This window comes from Flavobacterium sp. FlaQc-30, assembly GCF_044005885.1.
In the GTDB taxonomy this organism is placed as follows: domain Bacteria; phylum Bacteroidota; class Bacteroidia; order Flavobacteriales; family Flavobacteriaceae; genus Flavobacterium.
This window is the reverse complement of the sequence record NZ_JBIPCO010000003.1, coordinates 151185-175352: the sequence shown is the minus strand read 5'-3', so window position 1 is coordinate 175352 and position 24168 is coordinate 151185. Positions and strand designations below refer to the sequence as shown.

Annotated in this window: 21 protein-coding genes and 1 pseudogene; 11 read left to right on the top strand and 11 right to left on the bottom strand. The window is 30.3% G+C overall.

The genetic code is table 11. The annotated features are described in order from the left end of the window. The first annotated feature begins 4 nt into the window (after nucleotides 1-4). Complete coding sequence (locus tag ACHRV0_RS08780) at nucleotides 5-535, top strand: hypothetical protein (protein ID WP_395440550.1); 531 nt, start codon at nucleotides 5-7, stop codon at nucleotides 533-535. 2 nt (nucleotides 536-537) lie between these two features. Here ACHRV0_RS08780 and ACHRV0_RS08775 read toward each other — a convergent pair whose 3' ends face one another. From ACHRV0_RS08775 to ACHRV0_RS08765, 3 genes are all read right to left on the bottom strand, one after another. Then, a complete protein-coding gene (locus tag ACHRV0_RS08775) occupies nucleotides 538-1170 on the bottom strand; it encodes a recombinase family protein (RefSeq protein WP_395440549.1) in 633 nt (210 codons plus the stop codon). Nucleotides 1171-1310: 140 nt separating this feature from the next. Beyond that, nucleotides 1311-1622, bottom strand: a complete 312-nt coding sequence (locus ACHRV0_RS08770) for a hypothetical protein (protein WP_395440548.1) — start codon at nucleotides 1620-1622, stop codon at nucleotides 1311-1313. A gap of 17 nt (nucleotides 1623-1639) precedes the next feature. Continuing rightward, nucleotides 1640-1963, bottom strand: coding sequence for a hypothetical protein (locus ACHRV0_RS08765; RefSeq protein ID WP_395440547.1), 324 nt, complete (start codon nucleotides 1961-1963; stop codon nucleotides 1640-1642). A 147-nt stretch (nucleotides 1964-2110) separates the two neighbouring features. On the opposite strand from ACHRV0_RS08765, the gene ACHRV0_RS08760 reads away from it, so the two are divergent. Then, nucleotides 2111-2401: a helix-turn-helix domain-containing protein gene (locus tag ACHRV0_RS08760; protein WP_395440546.1), complete on the top strand. Its 291-nt coding sequence runs from the start codon at nucleotides 2111-2113 to the stop codon at nucleotides 2399-2401. 471 nt (nucleotides 2402-2872) lie between these two features. Continuing rightward, nucleotides 2873-4267 (top strand): hypothetical protein, encoded by a 1395-nt coding sequence (locus tag ACHRV0_RS08755; protein WP_395440545.1) that lies wholly within the window; start codon nucleotides 2873-2875, stop codon nucleotides 4265-4267. 141 nt (nucleotides 4268-4408) lie between these two features. Here ACHRV0_RS08755 and ACHRV0_RS08750 read toward each other — a convergent pair whose 3' ends face one another. Genes ACHRV0_RS08750 through ACHRV0_RS08735 form a run of 4 tightly spaced genes read right to left on the bottom strand, consistent with a single transcriptional unit; the run spans nucleotide 4409 to nucleotide 10464 of the window. Beyond that, nucleotides 4409-5986: a DndE family protein gene (locus ACHRV0_RS08750; protein ID WP_395440544.1), complete on the bottom strand. Its 1578-nt coding sequence runs from the start codon at nucleotides 5984-5986 to the stop codon at nucleotides 4409-4411. Beyond that, on the bottom strand, nucleotides 5976-8078 hold the full coding sequence (dndD, locus tag ACHRV0_RS08745; RefSeq protein WP_395440542.1) for a DNA sulfur modification protein DndD: 2103 nt from the start codon (nucleotides 8076-8078) through the stop codon (nucleotides 5976-5978). Before dndD ends, ACHRV0_RS08750 begins: the two co-directional genes overlap by 11 nt. Beyond that, a complete protein-coding gene (locus ACHRV0_RS08740) occupies nucleotides 8075-8257 on the bottom strand; it encodes a DNA modification system-associated small protein (protein ID WP_395440541.1) in 183 nt (60 codons plus the stop codon). Before ACHRV0_RS08740 ends, dndD begins: the two co-directional genes overlap by 4 nt. Next, nucleotides 8254-10464 carry a sigma factor-like helix-turn-helix DNA-binding protein gene (locus tag ACHRV0_RS08735; RefSeq protein ID WP_395440540.1) on the bottom strand — a complete coding sequence of 737 codons (2211 nt, stop codon included), beginning with the start codon at nucleotides 10462-10464 and terminating at the stop codon, nucleotides 8254-8256. Before ACHRV0_RS08735 ends, ACHRV0_RS08740 begins: the two co-directional genes overlap by 4 nt. 431 nt (nucleotides 10465-10895) lie before the next feature. Here ACHRV0_RS08735 and ACHRV0_RS08730 point away from each other — a divergent pair, with 431 nt between their 5' ends. From ACHRV0_RS08730 to ACHRV0_RS08720, 3 genes and pseudogenes are all read left to right on the top strand, one after another. Next, nucleotides 10896-12647 (top strand): recombinase family protein, encoded by a 1752-nt coding sequence (locus ACHRV0_RS08730; protein ID WP_395440539.1) that lies wholly within the window; start codon nucleotides 10896-10898, stop codon nucleotides 12645-12647. Nucleotides 12648-12670: 23 nt separating this feature from the next. Next, nucleotides 12671-12931, top strand: a pseudogene (locus tag ACHRV0_RS08725) (DUF2400 family protein); the annotation flags it as partial. A gap of 317 nt (nucleotides 12932-13248) precedes the next feature. Next, the gene (locus tag ACHRV0_RS08720; RefSeq protein ID WP_395440538.1) at nucleotides 13249-14601 is read left to right on the top strand and encodes a DEAD/DEAH box helicase; all 1353 of its coding nucleotides are present in this window, start codon (nucleotides 13249-13251) and stop codon (nucleotides 14599-14601) included. Between the two features lie 148 nt (nucleotides 14602-14749). On the opposite strand, the gene ACHRV0_RS08715 is transcribed toward ACHRV0_RS08720, so the two are convergent. Beyond that, nucleotides 14750-15865, bottom strand: coding sequence for a lactonase family protein (locus tag ACHRV0_RS08715; RefSeq protein WP_395440537.1), 1116 nt, complete (start codon nucleotides 15863-15865; stop codon nucleotides 14750-14752). Nucleotides 15866-16111: 246 nt separating this feature from the next. Between ACHRV0_RS08715 and ACHRV0_RS08710 the strand changes: the two genes are divergently transcribed. The 4 genes from ACHRV0_RS08710 to ACHRV0_RS08695 all read left to right on the top strand — a co-directional run bounded on the left by ACHRV0_RS08710 (nucleotide 16112) and on the right by ACHRV0_RS08695 (nucleotide 20624). After that, a complete protein-coding gene (locus ACHRV0_RS08710) occupies nucleotides 16112-18040 on the top strand; it encodes a BatA domain-containing protein (RefSeq protein ID WP_395440536.1) in 1929 nt (642 codons plus the stop codon). A gap of 141 nt (nucleotides 18041-18181) precedes the next feature. Further along, nucleotides 18182-19432 (top strand): dihydroorotase family protein, encoded by a 1251-nt coding sequence (locus ACHRV0_RS08705; protein WP_395440535.1) that lies wholly within the window; start codon nucleotides 18182-18184, stop codon nucleotides 19430-19432. 4 nt (nucleotides 19433-19436) lie between these two features. Continuing rightward, on the top strand, nucleotides 19437-19763 hold the full coding sequence (locus tag ACHRV0_RS08700; protein ID WP_099720305.1) for a hypothetical protein: 327 nt from the start codon (nucleotides 19437-19439) through the stop codon (nucleotides 19761-19763). Between the two features lie 216 nt (nucleotides 19764-19979). Continuing rightward, on the top strand, nucleotides 19980-20624 hold the full coding sequence (locus tag ACHRV0_RS08695; protein WP_395440534.1) for an alpha/beta hydrolase: 645 nt from the start codon (nucleotides 19980-19982) through the stop codon (nucleotides 20622-20624). A gap of 68 nt (nucleotides 20625-20692) precedes the next feature. On the opposite strand, the gene ACHRV0_RS08690 is transcribed toward ACHRV0_RS08695, so the two are convergent. From ACHRV0_RS08690 to ACHRV0_RS08680, 3 genes are read right to left on the bottom strand one after another with little or no spacing between them, the layout of a single operon-like run. Further along, nucleotides 20693-21112, bottom strand: coding sequence for a hypothetical protein (locus tag ACHRV0_RS08690; protein ID WP_244281242.1), 420 nt, complete (start codon nucleotides 21110-21112; stop codon nucleotides 20693-20695). A 45-nt stretch (nucleotides 21113-21157) separates the two neighbouring features. Beyond that, on the bottom strand, nucleotides 21158-21661 hold the full coding sequence (locus ACHRV0_RS08685) for a hypothetical protein (RefSeq protein ID WP_089052439.1): 504 nt from the start codon (nucleotides 21659-21661) through the stop codon (nucleotides 21158-21160). Nucleotides 21662-21674: 13 nt separating this feature from the next. Further along, on the bottom strand, nucleotides 21675-22439 hold the full coding sequence (locus ACHRV0_RS08680; protein WP_129025326.1) for an MBL fold metallo-hydrolase: 765 nt from the start codon (nucleotides 22437-22439) through the stop codon (nucleotides 21675-21677). Nucleotides 22440-22529: 90 nt separating this feature from the next. Between ACHRV0_RS08680 and ACHRV0_RS08675 the strand changes: the two genes are divergently transcribed. Beyond that, nucleotides 22530-23990, top strand: a complete 1461-nt coding sequence (locus ACHRV0_RS08675; protein WP_089052441.1) for a TonB-dependent receptor — start codon at nucleotides 22530-22532, stop codon at nucleotides 23988-23990. The last annotated feature ends 178 nt before the right edge of the window (nucleotides 23991-24168 follow it).

The window sequence follows — 24168 nt, the reverse complement described above, 5'->3', positions numbered from 1 at the left end:
TTATATGAATAAAATACTTTTTAATTTTTTCATAGTTTTCTTGCTTATACTCTTTTTGTTAACAAGATGTAGTAAGGAAGATTTAAATATAACTAAATCTATTGGAAGTGAACAAATTGACTCGTCGTCTACCGAGATTTATAGTAAAACTTATAAAGTAAGTTGTTTGAATTGTGGAAAAGTAATTAATGGATTTGGATATGAAATGATTTCCGCAGAAAAATGTGTTAAATGTGAGATAGAAAATTCTATTGATTGTTCTTTTTGTAGTGAGGATTGCGGTTTAGAACATGATAAGAAATCAGATGCAAAATATAATAAAATACTTAATGAATATGGTTATGACTCTATAAAATCCACTAAAAACAGTCGTGATAATGTTGATGAATATAATGTTGGAAGTGACGGAATGATTTATGAGCAAAAGAAATGTTCGCTATGTAATGGAGCAGGTATTGAAACAAATATAACTACTGGAAAAGTTCAAAGTAGAGTCTGCCCTATGTGTCAGGGCAGAGGAGTTAAGAGTTATTGATTTTATTTCAATAAATTTCTGTTTTTCATTACTTTTTTCACTTTAATTATAGTTGCAGAAGAAGCACCTGTTATTTGCGAAATTTCGCGAATAGTTAGTCCTTTTATTATCTTTTTCTGGATGGCTTGGTGGCGCTCTAGTAATTTTTCATCACTTTGAACTGTTCCAATTTTTCTACCTGAATATTTTCCCAAGGCACGTGCAATTAAAATTCCTTCAGAACTTCTTTCCTTAATTTTTAAACGCTCTAATTCCGATATTGAGCCCATACAAGCTACCACAAGCTTGGCCATAGGGTTTTCTTTGCCGTCTTCAAGTAATGTTGAAAATCCTTCTTTTAAGGATTGAAGGTTAATACCGTTGTTTGTGAAAATTTGAATAGTATTTAAAATGTCTTGTAAAGACCTTCCGATTCTGTCTAAAGAATCGATGCAGATTGTGTTTAATTCTGAATTATTTGAAGTTACGGTTTCAAATAATTTTATAGCTTCTGGTCGTTGCATAAATGGAATATTGCCTTGAATCTTGTCTAAAAAAACATTCTTCGAATCATAGCCATATTGTTTTTTAAAATTCTCGTGCTGTCTGGCGCCAGATTGTGTAATTGATGAAATTCTGGAATAAAAATAAATCATAATATTTTGTTTATGGTAGATTTTGTTTCAAATTTAGGGTTCAAATTATTTTGAAACAATCGAACCGTTTTACTTGATGTTTCGTTTTCATAATAGTTTTAAAAAATGGGTATAGTCTAAAACTAAAACAGGAATCAAATTTACCTTCCTTCAATCCAATCGATAACGGGAACTAACATATCACAATATGCTCCTTCAAAGGTTTTAACGACTTCACGATTTTTGTTGATGAATATTATTGTATAATCGTCGACCCAACGAAGACAAACTTTTACCCATCCTTTGTGCTTTAATCCATTTACTTGAAAAGCTAAGCCACCTTCGAATTCTTTGCTTTCGCTGATTGCCGAAAAGTTTTTAGCTCCCCATGCCATTAAAGCACTTCTGTCTGAGTAATTAATTTGTTCTAATATTGTATGTGCAATTTGCATTGTTCTTGCTGATGTTTCCATTTTTTTTCTTAATTACGTTAGTCTAATGCTCCAAAGCTTTTTATGTATTCTTCATCTGTTTTAGGATTCCAGAAGCTTTCAAATTGGATTCCAGTTACAGAATTAGTTCTAATTAGTTCTCCAAGGTTTTTAATTGATTTTACCGATAGTGTTCCACAATCTGTCCAAACTTGATTTATTCTAAAATCATTTCCTTTTGACTCTTCGTTTAAAATAGCATTGCCAAAATCTTTTAGACTAAAATATGGTCTATAGCCATTTTTGGTTACCAATTGAAGAGTTAGTCCTTTTAGGCTTTCTTTTATTTCTCTTAATTCTAATTTAAAGTCTGTCGCTGTCATAAATCAAGTTTTGCTTTATTATTACATAACAAAGTAAAGTAATATTTTACTTAAAAGCAAATTTTACTTTATTTTTATTTTAATAAATTAAGCTGCGCTTTATTTTTTTGTTTTTTTTGATTATCTTTGGATTTGAATAAAACTGAAATGGAAATACTACGACTAAAAGAATTGATGAATTTGAAAGGAATTTCAAGAGATGAGCTTGCGAGTAAGGTTGGTGTAAGCATGACAACAATATCTAATATTTCATCAGAAAAAAATTTGCCAACAATAAATTTGTTGCTTCAGTTGGCAGAAGCACTTGATGTTGATGTAAGGGAGATGTTCGTTCCTACTAAAGGAACCTCTATCGCTCAAAGTGAGATTGATGAAGCTAAAAGTTTTATTGAAAAAGGTTTAATGATTTTAGAAGGAAATAAAACCAATAAGGTCTAAAAAGCTAGTTTAAGCTTAAAAAAATAGAAAAAATTACTTTATGGCATAAAGAGAACTCAGCTAAACGTTCAATTACCCTAAAATAAAGGGGTTTTGGAGCTAAAATTGTTTTTTAATACGTGCTCTTTTATTTCAAAATTGTATCAAAATATGCTGTTTAAGTACAGAAAATTGTCAAAAAATGTCAAAAATATTTTTTTGGCATCATGGGTCTGTATAGGGCAGTATTTTTTTTTTGTGTATATAAAAGAGAAGTAACTGATGAATTTATTTTTACCTAGTTTTTTTTACTACGGGGGGAGGGGGTAAAAAAAATCATACATAGGGAGGGGATGTTGTTTACTTTTTATGGAGATGTCATATATTTATTTTAGTGGTTTATTATCACAGCTGGGTTCCAAGTGGGTTGCTCCATTTGGTTCTCTCACCAGCATAATAATTTGAGAGGAATATTAAAGAGAGAATAAAATTATGACCAAATACAACAAGTTTAGAACTTTCTGTTTACCTAAAGAAATGGTAGACCAGCTTATTATTTCATCATATTTATCGCCACTGGAAGAGAACAAAATTCCTGAAGTTATAGTTGGATTATCTGTAATTAATGAGATTATTTCGAAAAGTAATCAAATTAGAAAATTAGAAAACTATCCTTTTCATTGTATTCCAATGGATTCAAAATTTCTTAAAGTTAAATTTGGTTATGATTATAAATTATATTTTCATTGGTTGCTATCTAATAATATAGTTTGGAGAGATACATATTATAGTGGTAAAACAACTTACTATTATTTAAATTCTATTAAATCTTATATTGATAATTCTTACTTTTTATTAAAAGAAAATGATTTAAAATTAGATGATGTTATCTATACCTATTGTATACATAAAGAGATTGAAATAACTCAGTTAAGTGCTGATATTAAAGGGATAGATGTGATTGGAAAAGATAGGATTTACAATAATTGGTATAAAATTAGAATCCCTATAACTGCCTTAAACAAGAAATTCTTAGTTAGAGATTATGAAAATGATTCAATAGAAATTAATAATGCTCCAAAGCATATAAAACAGATGGGAAGTTATTATAGAAATAATCTTTCTATTAGATTTGATGACGCAATTAAGTATGCAGAAGAAAGATATTTATACGAGCTGTCAGAAGCTAAAACACAGGAAGAAGAATACACGTCATTTAAAAGATATTCGTCTCGTATTTCAAGTATAAATGCAATTAACAACGGTAAGCAAAATAAAACATTGCGCTTCAAACGAAATGGTACAAACAAACGCTTGGACACTAATTTAACAAATATGGCTTCTGATTTGAGACCGTTTATCATGGGATATGAAAATATGTCTTATCTAGATTTAAATAACTCCCAACCAGTGCTTTTTAATATTTTATTAAATAAATACAAAAATGATGCTTCACAAAGTCTTTTACATGAAATTGATAGCTATTTTAATTTCACCACTAGTGGTAAATGGTATGAAAAACTAATGGAATTATATAGTCTTTCTAGAAATGATTGCAAAAAAATTTGGATGGAAATCGCATATTCTAAAAATCAACATTTTAAAGAGCATAAAAATATTTTTAAAAAAGAATTTCCGTCAATTTATGCTATTATTGAAAATGTAAAAAAAGTAAATTATAGCGCGTTTGCTATCGAACTTCAAAGTATTGAAAGTAAAATATTTATTGATGAAATTTCTAGAGAGTTGGTTAACAATCAAATCATACCCTTTACGATGCATGATGGATTACTTGTAAAGAAAGAAATGGAGACAAAATGTCTTGAAATAATGGAGAGAGTTTTAAAAAAACACCTAGGCGTTGTGCCTGTAATCAGTATTGGATAGAGTTCCGTAGATTTAATTCAAAATAAAATCTTCTAAAGAATTATAAAAAAGGTACCTGTTTGAAAGACATACTCTTTTGTAAATTTTAGCTAGTATCAGAGCTGGTACGAATTACAAAAGAGCATGTCTTTTAGTGCTAGTTTATATATTTTCCTCTTTTTTTGTTTTCCACCATTGTCTTAATTCAATAATTTTAGGCTCACCAATATTTATAAGTCCTTTTCCTGATTCAAGCTTTTTGATTTCTGTTTCTAATTTGTATTTACTAATCGGTGTCCCAACAAAATTAGTGATAGCTTTATAGTCCTTATTTTGCACATTCAAACAAATAGGAAGTTGTACTTGTGAAGCAAAATCAAAGTCTTTTGTTTTATAATCTTCAACACCTTGTGAGAGCATTACAATTATTACACCTTTTGACCTTAAAAGTCTTAAAAGTTCCTCAAGTGCTTTTCTAGCATTTTTGTTTTTTAAATAAATATGAGCTTCATCTATGACAATCACATAGCGTATTGGAAAAATATGGTCATGTGGTTCACAATCATTTGTAGAACTAAAATAAGTATTAAAATATCTCAATAATAAAAACACAACTAACTGTCTTAAAGTGTCAGATAAAGCTGGTGGAAGATTGAGATATAAACTTTTATCTAAAATATCCGTATTGTTTGGACTGCAATTAAAAATATTGGTTGTTAAATCTTGAATTCCTGCAAATAACGTATCTGGTTTTTTATTATTTTCTTCATAATATTCTTCAAGATTTTCAAATAATTCATTTATTGTTGGATAAGTACCATTTTTACTGTCGAATAAATCGGTAATAACATTCGTTAGAATGTTTTTTTGTGCAACTCCAACGCTAGGAACAAAAGTAGCTATTGTGTCAACAAATGCTTTAATACTAAAAGGCCTTTGTCTTTCATCCAAACTTATTGATAACAATGGGTTAAATTCAATTCCTCCATCATTTACAATATCTACAAACTTACATTTTGTAGCATCTAAAAAAGATTTTAATTGCTCTGGATTTCCTTCTCCTTTGTAATCAAAAAAGATAAATTTTAGTTCATTATTTGTGTTTTTAGAAATTTGATATAAAATATCTTTTATTAACTGGGTTTTGCCTGAACCTGCCATTCCTGCAATGGCCATATTTCTATTGTCAAACTCTCTTAAGTCATTAATTTTTATGATAATTTTTTCTCCTTCCGCAGTTTGTCCTAAGTCAAAAATTAAAGGGTCTTTAAACTCTTTAACTTGAATGTTTTTTGATGAAAAGTTGGTTTTGATTATGTTTTTTCTTAAATCAAGACCGCTTTTAACAAATTTTAAAAGAATATCAATATGGTCGCCTTTTGAAATGTTAGCATTTTCAATTTTATTATTCCAAATATCTAAACCGTGATTTAAATGAAGTTTAAATAATTTTATAAACTCATCTTCAAATGTGTTTTTACCATAATGTTGGTCAAGAATAGATTTAAAAATTATTGTATTAGACCCGCTTCCTATAACAGTCCCAAAAATAGCTTTATCATCTCTAAATTCTTTACCATCAGAAGTTGGAATGACCTCTTTTTCAATATCAAACATTTTACCTGATAACAAACTATTGGAAAATGCAATACGAGGAACTATACCGTCATTTTTAAAATTGTATAATGTTTTTAGCTTATACAATAATTCGTCATTTTCTTTACTTATTTTAATTCTCATAGCTTTGGAAATAACCTGTTTTCAAATTTGTGTTTGCCCCATCATTATATAATAGATAGGATTTGGAAATGCTTGCTGAAATATCCTTGTATCTTTTAGGTGTAATCTCACTGTTTGTAGAGAATAAAACAACTTGTTCAGAAAGAGCAGGATAATAACTTTTAGTAATATTATCTCTATGCTCTTCATCAAGTCTACCAAGAGGTGTATCTATAAATATTGGTAAACTTTGTATTGATTCGTTTAATATTGCTTTGATTAAGCACGAAATATAAATTTGTTTTTCACCAGAGGATAAACTCTCTTTTCTAATTTCATTATCGTCTTGGTCTAAAAGAGTTATTTTCATTCCTTGGCCAGATGCTAAAATGGTTACTTTTACATCTTCTATAAACTTGCTTTTGTTTTCTTCACTTCCAAGTTTATGCATCAATGCCTTAAGTTCACTTAGAATTGTTGTTTCTAGACTCTCTTTATGCTTGTTTTTTTGCTCTTCTAGGAAGAGATTTAAGCAATCAATGTATTTTTGACTTTCCGTTATTTTGAGTTTATTTAGAGCATTAATATCAACCTTTTTAACCAATAGAGACAATTGTTGGTTTAGTCTGATTATGTCTCCTTTTAATCTGTTTATTTGTTGATTGTTCTCTCCAATTTTTCTGTTGTTTTCTGTGATATTATAATCTGCTGTTTCTTTTTTGGATGAATAGTCTAAAATCAATTCATCTTCTAAATCAGCATCAACTTTACTTAAAGTTTTATTTAATTCTGCAATTGTAATTCTAGTTTTGTTGAATTCTTCAATAGTAGTTTCAAATAAATCTTTCGATTGAGAATTAACTAGATTAATGGCATCATAAATTAAATTCCTTTCGGAATTGTTTAAATCTTGTTCAAAATCTAATTCTTGGTAATCTCCATTTGCACTAAATAATTCAGAACCCAGATTTTTAGCCTTTTCATAGTAAAAAAGCTTATCCTTAAATGACATTGTAGAATTTTCTGGTTCAGGTGGCTTATTAAAAAGGAGTTCAATGAAATTCTCTATTTTTTCTGAATTTTCTTTTGATGAGTTTTGTGTGATTTTATTTTTCTCTTGAATTTCAAGATGTTCACTAACTTCTTCAAGTTTTCCTGTTAAAATAGCTAATGGAATTATTTCACTTAATTCATTAAATCTTTCAGATAGTTCATACTCTTTTGTTTTTAACTTCTCTATTTCTGATAAAATAGATTCTCTATCGAAAGTTGTATTACCTTGTTTACTGTGTTGAGAAATTAGATTATCGTATTGGCGTATTGTCTTTTTATAACCATCTATTTCTTTAAGCTTTTCTGCATTTTCTTCTTCGAGTCTATCTATATTTATGTTAGAGAGTTCTATAGCTTTTTCTTTATCTACAATTTCTTCTTGTAGATTTTTGGTTGCACCTTCTTTTTTTAGGGTGTTGATATAAAATTCAATATCTTCAATAAGTGTGTCATATGTATCTAATCCCAAAATTTTACCTAAAGCATCATTTATAAAACTACCTTCTTCTTTAATTGATAAGTTGGCAATTTCAGATATTTTTTCTGCATCAAAGAACACAAATTTCGCAGCATCTATAGGGATAATATAATCATTGATAAAATTAATCTTATCAGCTTCATCATCAAAGATTTCAATATTTGTATTTGGGTCAGAAATAGAAAGTTTTTCATTCATACTTGTAACATTAAATGTTCTAGTAATTAATACACTTTCTGAATTGGAGTTTAATTCCTTTACTTCAGGTAACTGAATATCTGATACTACTATGCTTACAGAAAATACATCCTTATTTTCTTTTCTTGCAGTCCAATTAATGGATTGTTGCATAAAAGATGAATAATTCTTTTCTTTTTGGATTTCCTTTTTAAAGTTATCGTCAATTTGTGATATTTTTTCACCATAAAGACACCAAACTATTGATAATAAAAAATTTGTTTTACCATAACCATTTCTACCGCCAATCAATATTATGTTCTGGTCAGAATTAGTTGATAAATCAATATTAACAGCATCATAATATTGCCTGAAATTGTTAATTTCTATGTTTGATAATTTCATTTTATAGCTTTTTCAATAACATCATTAATTTTTTGCTGATGATAATTATTTCTTTTCAGCAACTTTTTTGTTTTAACAGATTCTAATAGAATTTCAATTGATTCAAAATTAACTTCTGAACCATTGCAGATTTCTTTTAGTCTCTGACTTTGCAATAATTTAGTTTCTTTTATTTTCATATTTTAATTTTTTGAAAAAGTTTTGCAACTTCGATAAATTTAATTTCTTCTAGATTGTCAAGTTCATTTGCTTCAAAAAGTTTACGTTGTTTATAATAAAATTGGTATAAATTTTCCTCACCATCTTTATTTGCTGATGGTAGTCTATGATTTGTCGAAATAAACACTATTAATTCTTCGTATTTTTCCTGTGAGTTTAATCTTCTTCTACCATTTGTAATTGGATGTTTTGTCAGTAAACTATTTAATTTCTCCATCTTGTTTTCCTCAAGGTTTCCTTTTTTTTGTTTGGATTGTTGCAAATTAATCCAGCGGTAAAGTTTTATTTCCTCTTCAGGGACTCCATTTGAAAACGGAAGTCTTTGTTTAATTGAAATAAAATTTTGAAGTATTTCAAACGTCTCTTCCCAAGTCTTTATATCAGTTCTTGTTACTTCTGATAATTTTTTGAAGTCAGATTCATATTTTTTCGAAGCTAATCCAATATGAGAATCTTTATAAAAAATATATAAACCAGACTCATCAAGTTTTAAATTTTGTAAAATACTGTACTGACTAGATTTCGGGCGATATTTTAAAACGTATTCAGTTATGTTTGAAATATGTTTTGGTGTAGAAAATTGCATTAAATATTCCTCGACAATATCTCTTATAGTCCCTCCTTTAAAATTTTCTAATTCATTTTCCCATTTTTTTAATCCAAATACACTTTTTCTGCCAACAGGAACAAAACCATGTATCCGCTTCATTGAAACTCTTATTTTGGCTTCTTCAGTATTATAATTTGGATGAAGTTCTATTACCTTCTCAAAAATTTCTTTAACCTTTGATGGTTTCCCTAATTGTTGAAGAGCTTCATAAGCATATTCGTGTACTTGTCTACTGCTATTTCTTTTAAAATCTAGATTTTCATCTAAATCAAGATATATTTCAAATTCGTCATTGATTACTCTCTCACAGATTGGAGACAATAAATCTAACATTTTGATATTATTGTTTGTTAGAAATTTAGATAAATAGCTTTTAAAATTAAAAGAATAAGACTCCTCAATTCTAGCACTTAATCTGCTAGAAATATCATCCATAAAAAAAGTGAAATCAATTTCTGAAGCTAATTTTTTATCTATTAAATAGAAATTATTCCAATTGTGCTTATTGCGTGAATTAAAGTATTTGAATTGTAATATATCTTCATAATCTCCAATTAGAGTAAAACGGTTGTGTAGATATGCGGAAAGTATGTAAATGATAAATTCTCTGGAAAAATGGGTATGATTTAAATTATTGATTTTTTCCAAAATATCAGTATTAATTTCTATATAACTAGATTCAGTATCAATATTGTACTTTTGAAATAAATCGTCATTGAAATTAGAAATAAAAAGAAGGTTGCTAAATAAATCTTCAAGGCAATTTTTTCTTATTTGTCTAACCCTTTCTCTAGATAAGTCAACTTGTTCAGCAATTTCATCAAGAGTTAATTCTTTTTGATGATTGTACAGTTTTAAGCCTTTCTTAACTACTATTGTTTTTGTTTCATCAAAAAAAGCATTTTGATTAAATAGAAAGTCTGTAAGAAGAAAAATAGATTCTGATTCCAATATTTCACTAGGAACAAATGGAATTCCGAAAGTTTGTTGTATTAAATATTTGTTTTTTAGCGCAATTAAATATTTTTCATCTGTTGTTTGACTAACTTCAAATATAAAGTCTTTAATAATTGAAATATTAACTTCTAATTCAGGAACACATTTAGCTCCAACATTTTTTATGTCATTGACGTTAAAGCTTTCGGAAAGTAGTATTTTTTCAGTATAGTTTTTAACCTTTAAATTGTTTTTTAAATACATTGCTATTGCATTCTTACTTCTTACTGATAAGCTATTTGTTTTTACAAAAATGAAGCTATTTATTACTTCTCTTTGTACTCTAGTTAAATTTAATACTATCTCTTTTAAAGCATTCTCTTTTTTTATTTCAATTTCTCTATTTTCAATGTAATCGTTTTTATATTTAGTACATGTCTTAACTAATTCTAAATTTGATTTACTACCGCAGTTTCGAAGTTTTTCAAAGGATTTATTTTGGTAATAATAATTTAAAATATCTAATATAGAGTGTAATTTGTTGTATTTACAAACGTGATAAGTCCTAACGCTTATTTCGTTTCTTTTAAAGATTTCGTCAATAGTTATTATGTTTTGCAAATCAATTTTTTGTTTGGTTCTAAAATACGACTATTATATTTCTTGATTTTACGGCTTTCCGTAATTCTTTTAAACTTTTGGTAAAAAAGTTTTTTACAATTTTATTGATGAATCTAAATGTGCCGTTTCTAATGTTCATTTCAAGCCCGTTTGTAACAATTGCTTTAGTTCTACATTTATTAAGTTTATGAAAACAAACTTTCTAAGCAATACGAAAATACAGATTAAAACGATAATTCAATTAAACAAGAATTGTATTACTATCCAGTGCTTTCTTGGTAATAATCTCTTAATGTTATTATTTGTAAACTAGTGCAACTAATTTTTTTCCTCTGGAATTTTTCGCTTAGAAAAAATGAATAAATAAAAAAATTACCATCTATATTACCTTTTTTAAATATTTTATATTTTTGAGGAAATAAAAACATTTTATGCTTGCTATTTATTGTCGTACATCCAAAAACAAAGAAGAGGGAACTGACTATTCAATTGAAACTCAGCAACAGGGTGGTATAAAACTAGCTAATCAATTAGGGCTACAATACAAATTTTATATTGATGAAGGTATGAGTGGAACTTTGATTATTGAGGATAGACCAGCTCTAGCTGATATGATGTCAGATTTAAAAAAAGGTATTATAACAAATATTTACTGCATTGACCAGTCAAGAATTGAGCGTAATTCAATTGTTTGGGATATTTTTTCTGCTGAGTGCATTACACATAAATGCAATTATTATCCAAACGGAATCGAATTTGATTTAACTAATGATGAAAGTGTTTTTAATTCTAAGCTTATGTCTCTAGTCAATTCATACTATGCTAAAATAACATCCAGAAAAGTAAAATTAGCTAATTATAATAAAACACTAAAAGGAAAAACGCACGGGATGAAGCCTTACGGATATCAACGTGACGAAGAGAATAATTTTGAAATTTTTGAAGAAGAAGCTCAGTATGTTCGTAAGATGTTTGAGTTATCTCTAAAAGGAGTTGGAACTTATACAATTGCTAATATTTTAAATGAAGAAGGCGCTCCTACAAAATTTAATAGATTTAAAGGTAAAATAAAAAGAAAAGATGACTATACAAAGAATGTCATCGAATTTGAAAAAAGTGACGTAAAATGGCGTGGAAATGTTATTCATGACATGCTAAGAAATCCCATCTATAAAGGCATACGAGTATGGAATAAAGGTGAAATTGATAAAAGGATTGATGTCAAAATAAATGTGCAAATAATCGATGATGACCTTTGGGAAAAGGTTAATATGAATCTATCTACAAACATTAAGAATGTGGGTAAAAAAGCAGAATATCATTATTTATTAAATGGAATAATTACATGTGGACACTGTGGAAATGAGGTTTTAGGTAAAAAGAGACCTCAAGGGAATGATAACTCTTACAAGTGTAAAGGAAAAAGACCACCACATAAAAATTGCGACGATAGCAGAGCTATTTCACTTCCAAAACTTGAAAATTTTATCATTCAACATTTATTTAAAACAAAAAAACTTAAAGATTTATTGATTGAAGCCCCAAAGAATAACTTATCAATTCCTCTTAGAGAAAAATTAGAGAAAAAAAAGAAAGAGCTAATTATATTGGATAAGCAGGTTGAACGTTTAATAAAATTGCTAAAAGACCCTGAATTGGAGAATGATGAAATTTTCAAAAATGACTATAAATTATCGAAAACTAAAAAACTAAAAATAAGCTCAGAAATAGAAGAACTCCAGATAAAAGTTTTAGAAATGGAAAATGAAACAAGAAGTTCAAGAGCTAAAACTTTAATAGAAACATACACTGATGATATTCAATTTATTGAAATCAAGCGTTTGGTGCATTTACTAATTGAAAATATCATAATAAAACATACTAAAGAAGAGAAATCTGGATATTATTCTTTGGTAATAAAGTATAAAGGTTATTCCGAGCAATCATTTTTTTTGACAAATTGGAAAGCTTTGAATTGGATGTGGCATTCTTATTACCGAGAAAAAGCAACTGATGAAGAACAACTTACTGAAGACTTAACAATTTATGAAGAGACTCTGGCTATATTAGGAAAGCCAGCACTTACTGTTGATGAGAAAATCGATTTTATGGGATTTGAATCGTCATCTAGTGTGCTTGAAATTATAGAACTTAGTCCTAAAGAATTAATTCAATTCGATTAGTCATCCTAATTACCTTTGCTTACATGTATTTACGCTGGATGGTTCGCCAAGATACAAAAGGTGTCGATTTAGGAATCTGGAAATCTATTTCCCCATCCGTATTATCTTGTCCGCTTGATGTTCATTCAGGAAATGTAGCCAGAAAATTAGGTATTTTAGAGCGAAAACAAAACGATGGTAAAGCACTTGCTCAATTAGATCAAAAATTACGCGAAATGGATGCTCAAGATCCTGTAAAATACGATTTTGCTTTGTTTGGTTTAGGTGTTTTTGAAGGGTTTTAAGTTCCTTAAATTCGTTATCAAACTGAGTGATCCTGAAACTTCAGGCAATCGTAAAATGCTTCAGCGGGGCAAAATATCTATAGCAATTATACACACCGTGATTTCAAGCTCCAGAGGAGCGAAATATGTATTGTTTAAAAATATATCGCTCCTCTGGAGCTTTTTGTGAATGGAAACAAACTGCGCTACAAATATTCAGTTCCGGTGGAGCTTTCTCTGCAAATAAAAAATTAGTGGATAACTGATATTTAATCAAAAATTACAAAATCGACAAAAAACCATCATTTTAACGTACATTTGCACAAAATTTAATGCAAATGAGCACTTTCGAAAAATTCAATCTTCCAAAATCATTACAAAAAGCAATCGACGAACTGGGATTTGTTACGCCAACTCCTATTCAGGAAAAATCTTTCTCTGTAATCATGTCTGGACGCGATATGATGGGAATTGCACAAACCGGTACTGGTAAAACATTTGCCTATTTACTGCCTCTTTTAAAATTATACAAATTTACAAATACCAATACTCCAAAAATTGTTGTACTTGTTCCAACTCGTGAATTAGTCGTTCAAGTTGTTGAAGAAGTTGAAAAACTGACTAAATATATGTCGGTTAAAACACTTGGAATTTATGGAGGTGTAAACATCAATACACAAAAAAAAGCCGTTTACGAAGGTGTTGATATTCTAGTTGGAACTCCTGGACGTACAATGGATTTAGCTTTAGATGCTGTTGTTCGTTTTGATGACACTCAAAAATTAGTAATTGATGAGTTTGACGAAATGCTTAATTTAGGTTTTCGTACGCAATTGACAGCGCTTTTGGCAATGATGAAAGCAAAACGCCAAAACATCTTATTCTCTGCAACAATGACAGATGAAGTAGATGATATTTTGAATGATTATTTTGATTTTCCTGAAGAGGTTACACTTGCAGCATCTGGAACACCACTAGAAAAAATTACTCAAATTACTTATAATGTTCCAAATTTCAACACAAAAGTAAACCTTCTAAAACATTTGCTTCAAACTGATGAAAGCATGGATCGTGTTTTAGTTTTTGTAAACAATAAAAAGATCTCGGATATGCTTCATACCCGAATTGAAGAAGATTTTGACGGACAATTTGGTGTAATTCACTCTAATAAATCTCAAAATTACCGTTTGAGTACAATGGCTGAATTTCAAGAAGGAAATCTTCGCGGTTTGATTACTACAGATATTATGGCGAGAGGTTTAGATATTTCTGATATTTCTCACGTTATTAACTTCGAGCTTCCAGAATTACCAGAATTATACATGCACAGAATTGGTCGTACAGGTCGTGCTGATGCAACTGGAACTGCAATTAGTTTTGTAACTCCTAGAGAGGAAGAATTTAAAATTGAAGTCGAAGTTTTAATGAACCAAGAACTTGAAATCACTGATTTCCCTGAAGAAGTTGAAATTTCATCAAAACTAATTGAACCTGAAAAAGACAAGCAGCCAATTAAGTTTTTAATGAAAAAAGTAAAACTTGAAGGTGACGGAGCTTTTCACGAAAAATCTAAAAAGAATAAAAAAGTTAATCTTGGCGGTCCTTCAAAAACAAAAAAGAAAACGCACGGTTCTGTCAATCGAAATATGTTGAAAACGAGAGATAAGAAGAGAAAAGATAGTAACAAATAAAATTTTTAGACGCTAAGGTTCTGAGGGACTAAGGTGCTAAGTTTTTTTTCAAAATTATAAAAGGCTCAAAAGATTCAAGTAAAACTTTGAATCTTTTGAGCCTTTATCTTAGTATCTAAGAACCTTAGTCACTCAGAACCTCAAAAAACTATATCTTCGTAAAAACCAACCCAACAGGCGAACACAATTGCATTCTTCTTCCTGTATCCGTAATTTTTCCAGTTGCGATATCTCTTTTAAAAATAACAATATCATTGGTGTACTGATGTCCTACTAACAAGTAATTTCCAGTTGGATCAATTGCAAAATCTCTCGGTCCTTTTCCTAAAGTACTTTGCTGTTCTACTAATTCTATACTTCCATTTTTTAGAATTTTATAAACTGAAATTGCATTAACATCTACACGATCAGAAACGTATAAAAAATTTCCATCAGGCGAAATCTTTATCGCTGCAGCACCTGTGCCTCCTTTAAAACCTTTTGGCAAAATACTAGTTTCAGCAATTACTTTTAAACTTCCTGTTTTGCTGTCATAACTAAACGTTGTCAATGTTCCGTCTAATTCCTGAACCAGATAAACAAATTTACCATCTTTACTAAAAGTCAAATGTCTTGGGCCGCTTGCAGGTTTTACATCTACACTTCCTTTTAATGTTAATATTTCGTTTTTAGCAATTGGATTGTATTTATAAATAAAAACTTTATCCAAACCTAAATCATTCGCCAATACAAACTTTTTATCTGGCGAAAAACAAACCATATGCACATGTGCTTTTTCTTGACGAGCTGCATTTGGTCCTTTTCCTTGATGCTGAACTAATTGTTGTCCCTCAGAAATACTACCATCAGCATTTTTCTTAAAAACAGCGATGCTTCCACCAGAATAATTTGCTATAATCACATTTTTATCATCATTAATCAAATGACAGGGATCTGCTCCTAAAGCATCATTTTTATTCAAAAAAGTAACCTTTCCTAAAGCTGAATCATAACTAAAAGCACTTACAGCACTTTGATCTCCGTTTTCATTTACAGCATAAATAAACTTATTATCTGCTGAGACTGACAAATAGCTTGGGCTGACTACATTTTCTGAAGAGCCTTTTAATTTAAACTCTCCCGAATCAGCATTAAATTCATAAACGTAAATTCCGTTACTTGGGCAGGTATTCGTATAAGTTCCTACTAATAAATTAAATTTATTTTGAGCCTTAGCAGCTGTAAATACTAAAGCTGAAAATAACACTAGATATATTTTTTTCATACTTAATTTTTTGAATACGCTAAAATACGCATTTATATCATTTTTGTCATTACAAATAGAGCCTTAAAAGTTACATTTTTCAAAAAGGATTTCCACTATATATGTCATACAACTTCATTTTAAAATGCTTTAAATACTTTTTACTTATAATCTCTATATGAACTTATATGGTTCAATTAAAAAATTTGTATTTTTGACCAGCATCTTCGCGAAAAACAAAACGTAGTGAAGTAAATCGAAGCCAGAATGCATTTTAAACATCCCGAAATTCTATACTTCCTTTTTTTATTGATCGTTCCAATTTTGGTTCATTTATTTCAATTACGACGTTTTAAAACCTCTTATTTCACCAATGTTCGTTTCTTAAAAGAACTTGCCATTCAAACTCGTAAAAGTTCGAAAATCAAAAAACGACTATTACTGGCAACTCGCCTTTTATTACTTACATGTATTATTACAGCCTTTGCACAACCTTTTTTTGAAGCCAAAGACAGTAAAAATGCTTCAAATGAAATGTATATTATTCTAGATAATTCGTTTAGTATGCAGGCAAAAGGAAAAAAAGGAGAATTGCTAAAACGAGCTGTTCAGGAATTATTAGAAAATACGCCTGAAACTGCACAATTTTCATTGCTGACAAACACCGAAAATTATTGGAATACCGATATTAAATCGGCTAAAAGTGCCTTACAAAACTTAAAATACAGCGCAACGCCATTTGAACTCTCGTCGATTATGGCAAAAATAAAAGCACATAAATCAGCACATAAAAAGGATATTGTAATTATTTCTGATGCTGTTGGCTTGACGGAAAATGACGTAAAAAATATTGATCCCGAAGAAAAACCTTATTTCATTGTTCCTGAAGCAGAACAAAAAAATAATGTTTCTATTGACAGCGTTTACATCAATCAGACATTAGAAAATTTTTACGAAATAACGGTTGACTTATCTGGTTATGGAGAAGATTTTAAGCCTATTTCGACTTCTTTATACAATCAAAACAAATTAATTGCTAAAACAATTATCAATTTTGATGCAAAGAAAAAGAAAATCAACTTTACCATTCCCAAAGAAGCTTTTCATGGTTATGCTTCTATTGAAGACAATGGTTTAACCTATGACAACAAACTGTTTTTCAGCATTTCTAAAAACAAAAAAACTAACGTAATCAGCATCGGAGAACCTGAAAAAAGTAATTTCTTATCTAGAATTTATACTTCTGCCGAATTCAATTATAATAATTACGCAATTGGTTCTCTAGACTATAATAGTTTAGAAAAGCAAAATACAATCATCTTAAACGAGTTAGTTGAAATTCCGCAAGCCTTGCAAACTACTTTAAAGGCTTTTGTTTCTAAAGGCGGGAATTTAGTTGTAATTCCTTCTGAAAAAAGTTCAATTTCAAATTTAAATTCGTTTTTAGGAAATTTTGGAAAAGTTCAATTTAATACGCTAAAAGCGCAAAATAAATTAATTACCAAAATCAATTTTGATCATCCTTTGTTTTCAGGTGTTTTTGAGAATAAAATCACAAATTTTCAATATCCAAAAACAAGCAATTCATTTGATGTTTCAAGTCCTTATCCAGCCGTTTTATCTTATGAAGATCAAACTGCATTTGTAACAGCAATTCAAAATCAAGTTTCTGGAATTACCGTTTTTTCGGCACCAATAAATACAACAAATTCAAACTTTCAGCAATCGCCATTGATTGTTCCGTTATTTTATAAAATGGGACAAAATAATCAGAAAACAGGAGTCAATGCCTTGACTATTGGTAACAATCAACCTTATTTCGTAGATGTTTTATTAAGTAAAGATGCAATTCTAGAAGTAAAAGGAACTGACGATTCTTTCATTCCGATTCAGCAGATACTAAACAATAAAGTAAAACTGACTTTTAATGATTTTCCTGAAACAGCTGGAAATTACAGCATTTTTGACAAAAAAGAATGGGTTGAAAATTTAAGTTTTAATTACAAACGATCAGAAAGTGATTTAAGCCAGGTAAATACCAATGTCGTTTCTAACTTTAAAACTGCAGATACAATTTCGACCATTTTTAATACCTTACAAACTGAGCGCACAGACAGCCAAATTTGGAAATGGTTTGTTATCTTTGCACTGTTATTTTTAGCATTAGAAATGGCGATTATAAAATTCGTGAAGTAATTTTTTTAGCATGTTTGTCATTTCGACGAAGGAGAAATCACACAAGCTGCGAACATACTGCACAGAAAATTGGATGCGATTTCTCCTTCGTCGAAATGACAAAAGTTGAATCTGTAAATAAAAAAATAAATTTCTCTACATATGAAAATAATCATCAAAAGCGCCAAAATTATCGACTCAAAAAGTCCGTTTCATAACCAGACTGTTGATCTTTTAATTGCAGATGGTTTAATAGAAAAAATAGGCGTTTCACTTCCAAATGATAATGCAACAGAGGTAAAATTCGATAATCTTCATGTTTCTCAAGGATGGTTTGACAGCAGTGTTTCGCTTGGAGAACCAGGTTATGAAGATCGAGAAACTATCGCAAACGGACTAAACGTTGCGGCAAAAAGCGGTTTTACAGCAATTGCTCTCCAGCCAAACTCCTTCCCTATTATTGACAATCAATCTCAGGTAAATTTTGTGAAAAATAAAGCAAATGGTTTTGCAACAGAAATTTTCCCAATTGGAGCTTTAACAAAAGCCAGTGAAGGAAAAGATATGGCAGAGTTGTTTGATATGAAAAAAGCCGGTGCTGTTGCTTTTGGAGATTACAACAAAAGCATTGATAATGCCAATCTATTAAAAATTGCTTTGCAATACGTTCAGGATTTTGACGGTTTGGTAATTACTTATTCGCAAGACCCAAACATAAAAGGAAACGGCGTTGCAAACGAAGGAATTGTTTCGACTCGTTTAGGATTAAAAGGGATTCCTGATTTAGCTGAAGAACTTCAAATATCTCGAAACTTATTTTTACTGGAATATGCAGGCGGAAAACTTCATATTCCAACAATTTCTACTGCGAAGTCAGTTCAATTAATTAGAGAAGCTAAAGCAAAAGGTTTAAACGTAACTGCAAGTGCATCTGCGCATCATTTGGTTTTAACAGATGAAAAACTAGATGGTTTTGACACTCGTTTTAAAGTTACTCCGCCTTTACGTACTGAAGTTGACAGACAGGCTTTACTTAACGGAATTGCTGATGGGACTATCGATATGATTACTTCTGACCACAATCCTATTGATATCGAATTCAAGAAAATGGAATTTGATACGGCAAAAAATGGAACTATTGGTTTAGAAAGTGCTTTTGGAGCTTTATTGACTGTTTTACCTTTAGAAACTGTAGTTTCAAAACTAACTTTTGGAAGAGCTGTTTTTGGACTTGAAAATAATACAATTGCCGAAGGTTCTAAAGCAAACTTAACTTTCTTTACTCCAGAAGGAAAATCGACTTTTACTAAAGAAAATATCCTTTCAAAATCTAAAAATTCTGCCTTTTTAGGAACTGAAATCAAAGGTTCTGTGTACGGAATTTTAAATCAAAATCAACTTGTTACAAAATAATACAATGAACAATACAATTGAAGAAGGAAAATCTATCGCTATTACCAGTTATATTTTAATTATTGGCGTTTTGATAGCGATGTCTATGAATTCTGAAAACAAAAACAGCTTTGCTTCTTTTCATATCCGTCAAGCTTTAGGATTATCGCTTACTTTTATTTCTTTCGGAGCAATTATCAGCAATTTTGACAGCTTTTTTATCACTTTTCCAATGTGGATCTGCATTTCAATTCTTTGGACTTTTGGCATTTTTAATGCGATACAAGGACAGACAAAGCCTATTCCGTTAGTGGGAGAACTTTTTCAAAAATGGTTTAAATCTATCGGTTAACTTAAATTTAAAAAAACAAATCCGTTGAAATCAGCGTTTTCGCTTTAGCGAATCTGTTTTATCAGCGTATAAAATTTGAACACGGATGACGCAGATTTGCAAGCAAAAACGCTGATTTCAACAGATTTTTTATAGTAACATCACCAACAAACTTTGTCAAAGTTGAAAACTGAAAACCTAGACTGAGACTGAGAACTAACAATTCACAATTAAAAAATGAATCTATCTTTAGAATATAAAATAAGAGAACCAAAAGTTATTTTAGACAAAAACCCTCTTTTGCTTTTATTACACGGTTATGGCAGCAATGAAGCCGACTTATTTTCATTTGCAACTGAACTTCCTGATAATTATTATATCATTTCGGCAAGAGCGCCTTATGATTTACAATATGGTGCTTACGCTTGGTACGCTATTAATTTTGATGCTGACCAAAATAAATTTTCAGATAACGAACAAGCTAAAACTTCAAGAGATATAATTGCCAATTTTATTGACGAATTAGTTGTCAATTATCCTATTGATGCTAATAATGTGACTTTAATTGGTTTTAGCCAAGGTTCAATTTTAAGTTATGCAACTGCACTTTCTTATCCTGAAAAAATTCAAAGAGTTGTGGCGATGAGCGGTTATTTTAATGAAGAAATCATCAAAGATGGTTTTGAGAAAAACGACTTTAAAAACCTAAAAATATTCGCTTCACACGGAACTGTAGATCAAGTTATTCCGATTGAATGGGCTAGAAAAACTCCAGCGATTTTAGACAAACTAAATATTCCAGTCACTTATAAAGAATATCCTGTTGGTCATGGTGTTGCGCCACAGAATTTCTTCGATTTTAAGAATTGGCTTTCGGTATAAAAGAAAAAAGTGAGATGTAGAATGGTAATACCAAAATACATCTCACTTTTTTACTCTTTATTTTTTTCTTATTGTCCTGTATAAACAATCTTTCCAGCTTTTTTCAGAACGTAACCTTTCCACGGAATTAGCTCTAGATCATCTTTCTTCCAAGAATCGCCTTCGGATTTTCTTTCTAAAATGATAGATTCTTTTTGAGTATCAAGAAAAAGTTCTGCTTTGTTTCCATCAAAAATAACATATGCAGCTGTGGTGTATGTTTTTCCATCTTCTGCATGATTTAATCTTGTACCTTCAAATATTCGGATACATTCTTTTTTTAATGTTGACCAAGTGTAGCCGGCAGAAGCTTTACATCCGTGAGAATCAGAATCTCCACCTACAACTGTTTCTTTTTCTGTCTCTTTAGAAGTTACTTTATCCTGAGAAACCTTTTTTGCACAAGAAAATGTTCCGGCAATAATCAAAAACAAAAATATTTTTTTCATAATCCTATTAAATTTAAATTGATAAAAAAACAGGATAACACAATCCTATTTTTGATACAACCAAGTTTGGTTTACTTCAAAGGTAATATTATCATCATTATCAACAAAGTATTTTAACAAGACTTCCCCCCATAATTCACCATTACTGTAATCAGCAATAATCCAACGGTGGTTTAAAATCTTTACTTTATTGATAATAAATTTGTTTGGTCCAATTTGATCTTGTCCTGTATATGGATTCCCTTTTGGGTTTGCATTAAAATCTAATAATTTCTCAGTTACAACTGGAATCAATTTTTCAAATAAAATTACTTTTCCTCCAGAAGCACTGTTATCAAAGTAATTTTGGGCATTTTCATTATGTTCAAGAGAAAAATAATTTGCATCAGCCAATTGCGTTTTTACCAATTGAATACTGTCTCTTAGCTTTTTAGTCGTTTTATCATATCTTTCCTGCCCGAATTTTACTTCGCTGCTATAAAACATATACGTAAAAACATTCATTAATATCGCAAGGATAAAAAGATAAAGCATTAGGGATTTTTTCATTTTTATGGAATAATTAAATTGTAATTTCTAAGTTATCGTAAGCCAGAAAAACATTTTCTGGAAGTTGTTTCTGCACTTCTTCGTGAAAACCTAAAACATGGCTGATATGCGTTAAATAAGCCTTTTCGGGTTTTACGAGATTAATAAAATCAAGTGCTTCTTGTAAGTTAAAGTGCGTATCGTGAGGTTCAACGCGTAAAGCATTCACAACCAAAACTTTCAATCCTTTAAGCTTTTCGACTTCGGCAGTTTCAATTGTTTTCACATCAGTCAAATAGGCAAAATCATCGATTCTATATCCAAAAACCTGCAAATCACCGTGCATTACATTTATCGGAATCGCCATTTTATCGCCAACGGCAAAAGGTTTGTCATTTTCGACTTCGATCGTTTTTACGCTTGGAGCGCCTGGATATTTATTTACCGTCTCGAAAACATAATCAAAACGGCGTCTTAAATTACCTAGTACACGCTCATGTCCGTAAATAGGAATTTCGCCTTGTCTAAAATTAAACGGACGAATATCATCTAAACCTGCTGTATGATCTGCATGTTCGTGAGTAAATAAAATAGCATCGAGTTTGCGGCATCCGCAGGAAAGCATTTGCTGCCTGAAATCAGGACCGCAATCGATTACAAATGAGTGCTCGTTCCAAGTAATCCAAATGGATACGCGGAGCCTTTTGTCCTTAGCATCAGTGCTTTTGCAAACAGGATGATCCACTCCGATAATCGGAATGCCTTGAGAAGTACCAGTACCTAAAAAATAGACCTTCAATTGAACTTAATTTTTTTACAAAAATAGGATTATTTCTCTTTCATTAGAAGCCTAATTTACTAACTTTGTAACAAATCTATTTAAAATAAAATGGGTACAGAAATAAAACTCAAAGGTGACAAGGTCATCGAACAGATTCCCTCTATAAAAGACAAAGCTTTACGCATTAATTTAAACGAAAACATTTACGGAACATTTGCAGAAATTGGCGCTGGACAAGAGACAGTTAGACATTTTTTCAGATCCGGAGGTTCTTCAGGAACTATTGCAAAGGCTATGTCTGCCTATGACAAAGATTTTAGTGATGCTATTTACGGAATTGAAACTGACGGCCGTTACGTAACCGAAGAACGTTTAAAAAAGATGTTAACTCTCGAAGGACAAATCATCGAAGAGCGTTTAAGCAGAGAAAAACATCCCACAAAACTTTTCTTTAGTTATGCCAATACAGTTGCAACTATAGATTTTGCCAAACAATTTAAAGGACACGGCTGGGTAGGAATTAGATACCAAATTGAACCAGACGAAGCTTATAACGAAATTATTCTTCACATTCGTTTTAGAGAAACTGACGCTAGATTACAACAAGAAACACTTGGAATTTTAGGTGTAAACTTAATTTACGGTGCTTTTTACAAATATAATGATCCAAAACGTTTACTTCGATATTTGTACGATCACTTAGACAAAGATCAATTAGAAATCGATACTATCAATTTCTCTGGACCTCGTTTTGCTGATGTTGACAATCGTTTGATGAGTTTACAATTGGTTAAAAACGGAATGACGGATGCGGTTATGTTTAATCCTGAAGGAAAAAACATTTTGCCTGCTGCCATTTTGTACAAAAAGAACCTTTTAGCTTTAAGAGGAAGTTTTCGCCCGGTTACAAAGGTAAACATGGATATGTACGAGAAATCGTTGAAGATGTTTCTTGAAGAAAACAAGGTTGAAAAAGATAATACATTAGTTATTTTCGAAATTACACTTTCGAATTTACGTTCTGACGGTGAAATCGACGAACGTGACTTTATGGACAGAGCTGAATTACTTTGCTCACTTGGTCAAACAGTAATGATTTCGAATTTCCAAGAATACTATAAAGTGGTTGAATATTTTGCTAACTATACTAAAGCTCGTATGGGATTAGCAATGGGTGTAAATAACCTTGTCGATATTTTTGACGAGAAGTATTACAGACACTTAAGCGGTGGAATTCTAGAGGCTTTTGGGAAATTATTCTACAGAGATATGAAAGTTTTCCTTTATCCAATGCTGGATGAAAATGGAGAATTAATGAATTCAACTAATTTAAAAGTACATCCAAGAATGAAAGAACTTTACAAATTCTTCAAATTCAACGGAAAAGTGGTTGACATTACAGATTATGACCCGCACAACTTAGAGGTTTTTTCTCGCGAGATTTTAAAAATGATCAATCAAGGCAAAAAAGGATGGGAACATATGCTTCCGCCGGGTATTGCAGAAATTATAAAAGAACACCATTTGTTTGGATATCATCCTCAAACGGAATTAGAACAAAATGCTTAATTAAAAAGTCCCTTATTGGGACTTTTTTTTGTTTCATCAGGTTCTGGAATGCGTAAAATTTACCGCAAAGCACGCTAAGTTTTTTATATGGAAGCTTAAAAAAAAACGCAAGGTTCGCAAAGCTTTGTCAATAATCAGCTTTGCGAACCTTGCGTTTTTCAAAATCACACCAAGAAAA